Source organism: Acidovorax sp. KPB24-03 (genome assembly GCF_057546605.1).
The window spans coordinates 1-5265 of the sequence record NZ_BAAJYR010000237.1; the positions used below are offsets into that span (position 1 = coordinate 1).

General features: G+C 66.8%; 7 protein-coding genes and 1 pseudogene. 3 read left to right on the forward strand and 5 right to left on the reverse strand.

Annotation, left to right across the window (positions count from 1 at the left end; genetic code table 11):
- Positions 1-240, forward strand: a pseudogene (locus tag AC27KI_RS18050) (hypothetical protein); the annotation flags it as partial.
- 69 nt (positions 241-309) lie between these two features.
- Here the strand turns inward: AC27KI_RS18050 and AC27KI_RS18055 are convergent.
- The 5 genes from AC27KI_RS18055 to AC27KI_RS18075 all read right to left on the reverse strand — a co-directional run bounded on the left by AC27KI_RS18055 (position 310) and on the right by AC27KI_RS18075 (position 3559).
- The gene (locus AC27KI_RS18055; protein WP_272564333.1) at positions 310-777 is read right to left on the reverse strand and encodes an Lrp/AsnC family transcriptional regulator; all 468 of its coding nucleotides are present in this window, start codon (positions 775-777) and stop codon (positions 310-312) included.
- A 196-nt stretch (positions 778-973) separates the two neighbouring features.
- Entirely contained in the window at positions 974-1462 is a 489-nt protein-coding gene (locus AC27KI_RS18060) for a dihydrofolate reductase (protein ID WP_487115088.1), read from the reverse strand.
- A gap of 43 nt (positions 1463-1505) precedes the next feature.
- Positions 1506-2111, reverse strand: coding sequence for a DUF4337 domain-containing protein (locus tag AC27KI_RS18065; RefSeq protein WP_272564330.1), 606 nt, complete (start codon positions 2109-2111; stop codon positions 1506-1508).
- A gap of 132 nt (positions 2112-2243) precedes the next feature.
- On the reverse strand, positions 2244-2810 hold the full coding sequence (locus AC27KI_RS18070) for a phosphonate degradation HD-domain oxygenase (RefSeq protein WP_487115090.1): 567 nt from the start codon (positions 2808-2810) through the stop codon (positions 2244-2246).
- Positions 2811-2812: 2 nt separating this feature from the next.
- Positions 2813-3559 (reverse strand): phosphonate utilization associated transcriptional regulator, encoded by a 747-nt coding sequence (locus AC27KI_RS18075; protein WP_487115092.1) that lies wholly within the window; start codon positions 3557-3559, stop codon positions 2813-2815.
- Between the two features lie 157 nt (positions 3560-3716).
- Between AC27KI_RS18075 and AC27KI_RS18080 the strand changes: the two genes are divergently transcribed.
- Entirely contained in the window at positions 3717-4763 is a 1047-nt protein-coding gene (locus AC27KI_RS18080) for a putative 2-aminoethylphosphonate ABC transporter substrate-binding protein (protein ID WP_487115094.1), read from the forward strand.
- A 5-nt stretch (positions 4764-4768) separates the two neighbouring features.
- On the forward strand, positions 4769-5265 hold a 497-nt coding region (locus AC27KI_RS18085), incomplete at its 3' end, for an ATP-binding cassette domain-containing protein (RefSeq protein WP_487115096.1).

Below are 5265 nucleotides of genomic sequence, written 5' to 3' on the forward strand. Positions count from 1 at the left end.
ATCGCCATGCTGGTGCCCCAGCACGGCGCGCCGATCATGGGACCGAAGGCCATCGGCGATTTCTTCGACTGGATCGAGAACCTGATGTGCGGCATCGACCTGTTCGACGACCGGGCCTACCAGTTCCCCACGGCCTTCATCGACCCGGCCACGCGGCAGGTGCGGCCGGCCCTGCACGCCGTGCGGGAGATCCTAGCAAAAAGCTCCAGCACAATCAGTACTAGGGCATGTTGCTATTAAAAATATAGCAAATGCCTGGTGCGGCCAGATGGCGGGCGGGTGTGCCTGCCGCCCCAGGGCCGCAGATGCCTACCGCGCGTAATTGAGCGGCAGCGCCGTGGTGAACTTGATCTCTTCCATCGCGAAGCTGGAGCTGATGTCGCACAGGTGGTTGCTGGCGATCAGCTTCTTGTAGACCCGGTCGTAGGCCGCGATGTCGGGCACCACCACGCGCAGCAGGTAGTCGATCTCGCCGCTCATGCGGTAGAACTCGACGACCTCCGGCATGACCTGGATGGTGGCCTTGAACTTGTCGAACCACTCCTGCGTGTGGGTGCTGGTGCGCACCGACACGAACACCGTCACGCCGACGTTGACCTTCTGCGCGTCGACCAGCGCCACGCTCTTCTTGATGACGCCGCTCTCCTTGAGCCGCTGCACCCGGCGCCAGCACGGCGTGGTCGAGAGCCCCACCTTGGCGGCGATCTCGGCCCCTTGCTGGTCCGCGTCTTCCTGCAACAGATCCAGGATCTTTTGGTCAATGGCGTCTAGTTTCACGTTGGGCTCGGCTGGAAATTCGTAGGAAGGAAGGGGGTCGCCTTGGCCGGCGAGCGGTGGCGTCGGGGCCTGGGCCAGGCGCCTTCGATTCCGCCACGCGGATTTTGCATCGACTGAATGGTCACCGCGTGCCTAAAGGCCCGGACGCACCCCTCAAACCCGGCCGTACTCGGCCCTTTCAGAGGGGCGGGGTTTTTCAGCGCCGCTCAAGCGTCAGGAAAGTGTAAGACAGGCCGCCCGCACTCCGATGGCTTTCGCGGGCGGTTTCCACCCATTCGGGGCCCAGTTCGGGCGCATAGGCATCGCCTTCGAACGCCTGCCCGATCTCGGTGGCCTCGATGCGCATGGCCAGCGGCAGGGCCTGCGCGTACAGCTGCGCGCCGCCGATCACCCAGGTGGTGGGGCCCTCGGCCTCGGCCATCCGAAGGGCCTCGGGCAGGCCCGCGGCGCGGCGGGCGCCTTCGGCCTGCCAATCCGGCTGGCGCGTCACCACGATGTTGGCGCGTCCCGGCAACGGCCGAAAGCGCGGCGGCAGCGAATCCCAGGTCTTGCGGCCCATCACCACGGGGCAGCCGTTGGTCAGCCGGCGAAAGTGCGCCAGGTCTTCCGGCAGGTGCCAGGGCATGGTGCCGTCCTTGCCGATCACGCCGTTGGCGGCGCGCGCATAAATCAGGTGCAGGGCCATGGGAGAGGGCTTTCGCAAAGACGGGAAGAGGGGGAAGCCGCGCTCAGAAATGCAGGAACGCCATGGTGCCGACGCCCAGGCCGATGGCGGCCACGCCGTACATGCCGTATTCCAGCCACTTCTTGCGCGTGAGCAGCGCGATGGCCGCCAGGGCAATGGCCACCTGCAGCGCGGTGGTGGCCTGGGCCCAGCGGTGGTGCTGGTGCATCTGGGCCTCGCTCTGGTGGTCGAAGTCGAGCGACTCGCGCTCCAGCTTCTCGGCCTGCGTCTTGATCTCGTTCTTCTCGGCCTCGTAGCGGTCCAGCTTGGTCTGGTAGCTGCCCTTGCGGTCCTCGGGCGCCAGGTCGCGGGCCATTTCGGTCAGCGACTGCTTGGTGCTCTTGGACTGGAAGTAATTCCACTGGTTGGAGGCCTCCGTCTTGCGGATGGCCGCGTCGTTCTTCAGCAGCCCGGCATTGGCCTGCGTGGCCCCGCCCATGTAGGAAAAGATGGCGCCCACCGTCGCCACGATCGCGGTGAACATGGCGATCTTGCTGGTGGACGATCCGCCGCCCTCGTGCGCGTGGGCCTCGTGGGGGCCGTGGCCCTGGCTGGCATGCTCGACCGCATGGTCGTGGGGGCCGTGTACGTGAAATCCGCCGGAAGACATAGTGAGTGGATGGTGGAAAGCGTCGGTTGGGACGGGAAAAACGGGGCGGAACCCGAAGGCGCCGTCCCACTGAAGGGTTCGCAACGGGGCGCCATCTTAGAGCGTGTCGGTGACCTGCCGGCGCCGCAGCGCTCAAGCCGGTCCCGCAGGCCGTGGCAGGCGGCACCGCGCCGCAATGCCCAGGAAGTGCGCCAGCCCCGGCGTGGCCAGGCCCTCGACCTTGGCCTGGTCGTCCCACAGCCGCAGGCGCACGGCCTCTTCGGCGTGCGGACGGCCGATGAAGGCCCGGGCCTCCTGCGCACCGAAAACGCCGCCCTGCAGCACCAGGCTGCGCTGCGAGTCGGCCGACAGCGCCGACCGGTAATGCGGCCGGGTGGCGCACAGATAGCGCTTGGCGTCCACGTGCCAGCGGATGGCCTCGAGCACACGGTCCCCGAACAGACCGCGCAGAAAGGGCAGGGCGCTGAACTGGTGCAGGTCGTCGATGCCGTGCGCGGTGGGGGTGTCGCCATGATCCTGCAGCAGGTGGCCCAGGTCGTGCAGCAGCGCCGCGGTGATGAGTTCGTCGTCCGCGCCCGCTTGTTGTGCCAGCCAGGCGGTCTGCAGCGCGTGCGCGGTCTGCGTGACCGGCTCGCCGCTGTACTGCGTGCCGCCATGGCGCTCGAACAGCAGGGCGATGTCGTCGAAGGCCAGCGGCATGGTCAGGCCTCGGCGGTGGTGCGCGTGGCGCGCCGGCGCGCCGGGGCCGGCGCGGCGAGGGGGGCTTCTGGCGCGGGGTGGTAGTTCTGCAGGGTGCGTTCGCGGCTGTTCATCACGTGGTCGAACATCGCCTGGCCCGCGGCCTCGGCATTGCGCGCCGCGATCGCCTTGACGATCTGCCGGTGCTCGCGGGTGTACACCGCCATGGATTCGACGGTGAGGTTGCGGCGCCGGATCAGCGACAACTCCTTGATGAGGCGCCGGTAATGGGCGGTGAACTTGGCGTTGCCTGCCAGCTGCAGCAGGGCATCGTGGAACTCCAGGTTGAAGCGGTGGAAGTCCTGCGCGTTGCCGGCCTTGGTGGCCGCGTCCATGGCATCGACCCATTGGCGCAGCGCTTTCGTCTGGGCGGCGGTGCAGGTTTCGGCCAGCTTGCGGCCGATGTACATCTCCATCACCGCGCGCAGCTCGAAAATCTCCAGGGCCTCGTCCAGCGCGATGTCGCGCACGAAGACGCCGCGGTTTTTCTCGGTGCGCACCAGGCCGGCCTCGTCGAGCATGCGGAACGCCTCGCGCACCGGGCCACGCGACACGCCCAGGCGGGTGGCCAGGGTGGATTCGGTCAGCTTCTCCCCGGGCTGGAACTCGGAGGCCAGGATCATGCGCTCGATCTCGTTTTGCACGAGGCCGGCGAGCGAGTTGCCCTGAAGCTGTGCGATGGCGGCGTTCGTGGGGCTCTGGACGGCCATGGATCAAGTTCTCCCAAAAAAGACGATTTTGCAGATTGTCTACGATCTACAAAAAACAATCGGCCCGACATGGCCCTCATTTTGCTTGGCAACAATGTCATGAGGATGACACGGGCGGGCACCAAAGTTCCACCCGTTCAACCCCTGGAGCATTTCCATGCAACGCATCCCACGGCCGCTTTCCGCGGCAATTCTCGGACTGGTCCTGACCGCTGCGGCTGGCTCGGCCTTCGCGCAAAAGCAGCAGCTGATCGTCTATACCGCCCTGGAGACCGACCAGCTCAAGGCCTACCAGGAAGCGTTCAATGCGGTGAACCCGGACATCGAGATCAAGTGGGTGCGCGACTCCACGGGCGTCATCACCGCCAAGCTGCTGGCCGAGAAAACCAACCCGCAGGCGGACGTCGTCATGGGCGTGGCGGCCACCAGCTTGGCGCTGTTCGACCGCAACGGCATGCTGGAGCCCTACGCGCCGCTGAACATCGACGCGATCATGCCGGCCTACCGCGACAAGAAGAACCCGCCCGCCTGGTTCGGCATGGACGTGTTCGGCGCTACCGTGTGCTTCAACACCGTGGAGGCCAAGAAGCGCAACATTCCCCTGCCCACGACCTGGAAGGACCTGACCCGGCCCGAGTTCAAGGGCCAGGTGGTGATGCCCAATCCGGCGTCCTCCGGCACCGGCTACCTGGACGTGGTGTCCTGGCTGCAGATGTGGGGCGACGAGGGTGGCAAGGGCGGCGGCTGGAAGTACATGGACGCGCTGCACGAGAACATCGGCCAGTACACGCACTCCGGCTCCAAACCCTGCAACATGGCGGCTTCCGGCGAGTACGTCGCGGGCATCTCCTTCGAGTACCGCGGCCACACCAACAAGGCCAAGGGCGCTCCGATCGAGCTGGTGTTCCCCAAGGAAGGCCTGGGCTGGGACCTGGAAGGCTTCGCCATCTACAAGGGCACCAAGAAGCTGGACGCGGCCAAGAAGCTGGCCGACTGGGCGTCGTCGAAAGATGCCATGAAGCTCTACGGCAAGAACTTCGCCATCACCGCCCAGCCGGGCATCGCGCCCAAGCTGGCCGGCATTCCTGACGACTATGAAGCGCGCCTGATCCGGCTCGACTTCGACCAGGCCGCCGCCAGCCGCGAGGCCACGCTGGCCGAATGGTCCCGGCGCTACGACAGCAAGAGCGAAGCGAAGAAGTAAAACCGATGGACAACGACGACGGCAGCTTCCTCGCGCTTCGCGGGATTCACAAGCGATTCGGCGCTTTCACCGCGCTCGGCAGCATCGACCTGTCGATCCGCCAGGGGGAGTTCGTCTGTTTTCTCGGGCCGTCGGGCTGCGGCAAGACCACCTTGCTGCGCATCGTGGCGGGGCTGGAAACCCAGACCGCCGGCCGCATCGTGCAGGCGGGCCGGGACATCTCGGTAGCGCCGCCGGCCGAGCGCGACTACGGCATCATGTTCCAGTCGTATGCGCTGTTTCCCAACCTGACGGTGGCGCAGAACGTGGCCTACGGGCTGGTCAACCGGCGCGAGGGGCGGGCGCGGATCGCGGCGCGCGTGGACGAGCTGCTGCACCTCGTCGGGCTGCCGGGCAGCGGGCCGAAGTTTCCCGCGCAGATGTCGGGCGGCCAGCAGCAGCGCATCGCGCTGGCGCGCGCCCTGGCCACGTCGCCGGGCCTGCTGCTGCTGGACGAGCCGCT